The organism is Brevibacterium linens ATCC 9172, assembly GCF_900169165.1.
Taxonomy (GTDB): domain Bacteria; phylum Actinomycetota; class Actinomycetes; order Actinomycetales; family Brevibacteriaceae; genus Brevibacterium; species Brevibacterium linens.
This window is the reverse complement of sequence record NZ_FXYY01000054.1, coordinates 1-2951: the sequence shown is the minus strand read 5'-3', so window position 1 is coordinate 2951 and position 2951 is coordinate 1. Positions and strand designations below refer to the sequence as shown.

The 2951-nt window shown below is 56.0% G+C and carries 3 protein-coding genes; all 3 read left to right on the top strand.

Annotated elements, in window-relative coordinates:
- The first annotated feature begins 121 nt into the window (after positions 1–121).
- The 3 genes from BLIN9172_RS17625 (at position 122) to BLIN9172_RS18010 (ending at position 2823) form a co-directional block, all read left to right on the top strand.
- Complete coding sequence (locus BLIN9172_RS17625; RefSeq protein WP_257904182.1) at positions 122–577, top strand: CypD family RiPP peptide-cysteine decarboxylase; 456 nt, start codon at positions 122–124, stop codon at positions 575–577.
- A 120-nt stretch (positions 578–697) separates the two neighbouring features.
- Positions 698–1327 carry an ABC transporter ATP-binding protein gene (locus BLIN9172_RS17620; protein WP_101556166.1) on the top strand — a complete coding sequence of 210 codons (630 nt, stop codon included), beginning with the start codon at positions 698–700 and terminating at the stop codon, positions 1325–1327.
- 698 nt (positions 1328–2025) lie between these two features.
- A complete protein-coding gene (locus BLIN9172_RS18010; RefSeq protein ID WP_145998004.1) occupies positions 2026–2823 on the top strand; it encodes a hypothetical protein in 798 nt (265 codons plus the stop codon).
- Positions 2824–2951: the final 128 nt, after the last annotated feature.

Sequence of the window (2951 nt, the reverse complement as noted above, 5' to 3'; positions counted from 1 at the left end):
ACTTGGTGGGGCGACTCCCGCCGCGTTCCGAGCCGATCATCTCAGCACGATGCCACGGGCTGCGTAGCTCGTGGGTGAGCCGATGAATTCCAAGTAGAAAACTCTCCATCAAACACGGGGCTTGACAATCTCTCGAAGTGCCTCGCGTTTCGTGACGAAAGACGCGATCGTAGGTCTGTGCAACGGACAGGTATGGGAAGACGAGTGGGACGATGCTAAGAGTGAAGACTGGAGGGAAGGACGCACTGGAGACTCGGATTGCATTATTGTCTTCCCCGCCAGCTTAGACACTGTAATGCGACTGGCACAGGGACGCAGCGACTCGCCAGCTTTGACGATGATGCAGGTCACCCATCTGCCGATCATCCTGTGCGAAGCTTTACCCGGGATCAACTCTGTCATCGAGCATTGGCGAAATATTCTACTTGAACGGCCAAACGTGACTACCGCTCCGCCCGTCGTCGGGATCAAGGCCACGGACCGGGACTCTCAAGAGACTGGATTCAACCTCCCGGGTGCCATCGCCATGGCAAACGAGCTCATTGATGGAACACGTGAAGGTGACTGCGTTGATTGAAGCCCACGTCCGGCAACTCGCACCTCTTCATAGTCACGGTTTGCTTCAGGACGTTGGTTAGCAACCCAGAGGACATATTTTGTTACAACGAAACATTCAGGATGGTGGAACAGTCGCTTTATGATCGAACTCAATAACGTCAGTGTGTTTGCGGGCGAGGTACCTCTGTTGAGACCCACCACAGTCTCATTATCACAGGCAGAAGCTCTGGCGATCCGTGGTCACAACGGTTCTGGGAAGTCAACGTTGCTTCGTTTACTCGCAGGAGCCCTGCCTCCTACAGATGGTGAGGTTTTGATCAACGGAAGCGTGCCGGATACGAGAAGTCGAACTTTTCGCCGCACAGTCGCTGCCATGATCGGCCTTCCGCCGATGTCCTCGGACCTCACTGTCCGCGACCATGTCGCACTTGTGTCAACCACGTGGTTCCCGCGGTCTGCAGATGCTGACGATGTCACATCCAGCGTCCTCGACAAGCTCGGGCTATCACAACTATCCTTGCGCTTTCCTCATGAACTTTCGTCCGGACAACTCCAATTGTTCGGATTGAGTCTTGTGCTTGCGCGACCGTTCGACGTTCTGATCGTCGATGAACCCGAGCAACGACTTGATGATGAGCGCTTGGGTATTGTGTCTCATGTTCTTCAGGCACTGAGAAACGATGGCGTCACCGTTGTGGTGGCCACGCACAGCTCTCGTCTGGCTGATGACCTGGGAGACCGTGTCCTCAGTCTTGATGTAACGACGTGAGGTCGCAGTACTCCGCGGCGATGTCGATCTGGAGAAACAGGACGGTTGACAGCGACCACCCCGAACCTCGGCGCGACGTGGGGTTCATTATCTACGCTGTGATTCTACTGTCTGTTATTTGTCTAGTACCCATAATTCGTCTTCTATTCCTATCCCTGGTTTCATCGACTGCCAGTGCAGTTCTCGCTTCACCAGTGGCAGAGCGAACGGCGTTCGCAGTCGCCGTGATTGTTTGCGTGGCCGCCCTTTGGGGTGGCCGGTTTCAGGGCCCCGCGACCCTGCCCCCATTTCTCACATATGCGCTTGCCGGTAGTGAGATTCCTCGACTCACAACGTATCGGCGCCCGCTATCAATCGCGGCGTTGTGCGTGTTGGGGATGTTGATAGCGGCCTCCATTTTGGTCGCAACCAGTATGTGGACGACTGGCATCATCTCTGCCCTGGACGCGGCACTGGTCGTGGTGTCTTGGCTCTGCACTGCCATCGTCGTCTTTTGTCTTTGGGTCACGAGCCAAACTTTTCCGCGAGCTTCCGCTGTGGCCGCCTCTGTATTGCTGGCTGTGGGCGGTTGTGTTCTGTTCGTCCCTGGCGCGTGGCAAGCATGGCCGGCAGAGATCTTGTCCAGTGGCCCAGGGGCGGCCATCGCGTTGATAGCTTGGGCAGCGTTTGTTGTGGTCGGAGTATGTTGCATACCTCGCATGCTGGAAACTCAGCAATTTGACGATCTGCTCAAACGCTCTATTCGCTTGGCGCAAGCACAAGCGCAGGTGTTCATCATGGAGTTTGGCCAAGCTTCCTCAATCTATCGAGAACCTCCACGGCTGCTACGAACGATGAAAGCGGTGCGGCCGTCGCGACATGTCTGGATCACCATCGCCAGAAGTGATTTGTACGCGTCATTGAGAAGTCCAATCCGACTATTGACCAGCCTCGTTTGCGTCTTTGGTACCGGTTTGCTTGTGGGGTTCGGATCGTCCCTGGGGCCCTTGGCAGCGCCTCTCGGGCTAGGCGCCGGTGCGTTGAGCTATATGGGCGTAGGCCCTCTTGCCGATGGTCTTCGACACGGTGCCGCACAAGTCTCAGATCTGTCTCTGTACGGTATCAGTGATCGGTTTCTCATTAGTGTTCATGTGATCTTTCCGATCTTCGTCAGTGCTGTCGTCGCCACGATCGGTGGTTTGATCGGTGTGCAGCTGACTAGCGGATCGATTCTTCAGGTATTGGTGTCCACGGTCAGTTTGTCAGTCCTGACAGTTGCCTCCATTCTCATGAGCGCATTGAAAGGTCCGATGCCGGTCCAATTCCTCGCATCGGTTCCTTCGCCAATGGGGGATCCGATGGTGCTGACGAGAGCCATGTGGGCCCTCGACGGTTTGCTTACAGCTATAGCGGCAGGGGTTGCCGTATCAGCGCTCTCGACTGCCCCTGTCTTGATGATTGTTGTCGCAGTCATCCCCTTGGTCCTTATTGCTCGCCGATGGCGCTATCGCGGCTAAACCTTGATCCACCGATTCGCTTGATGGCAAGGGGCTCACTCGGATTCGAGTGCGAACGCGGTGCGAGGGCAGGAAGTAGTGTCCCGGTCTCTCACCGGTCTCTTCCACATAGATGATTCCCCGGGGTC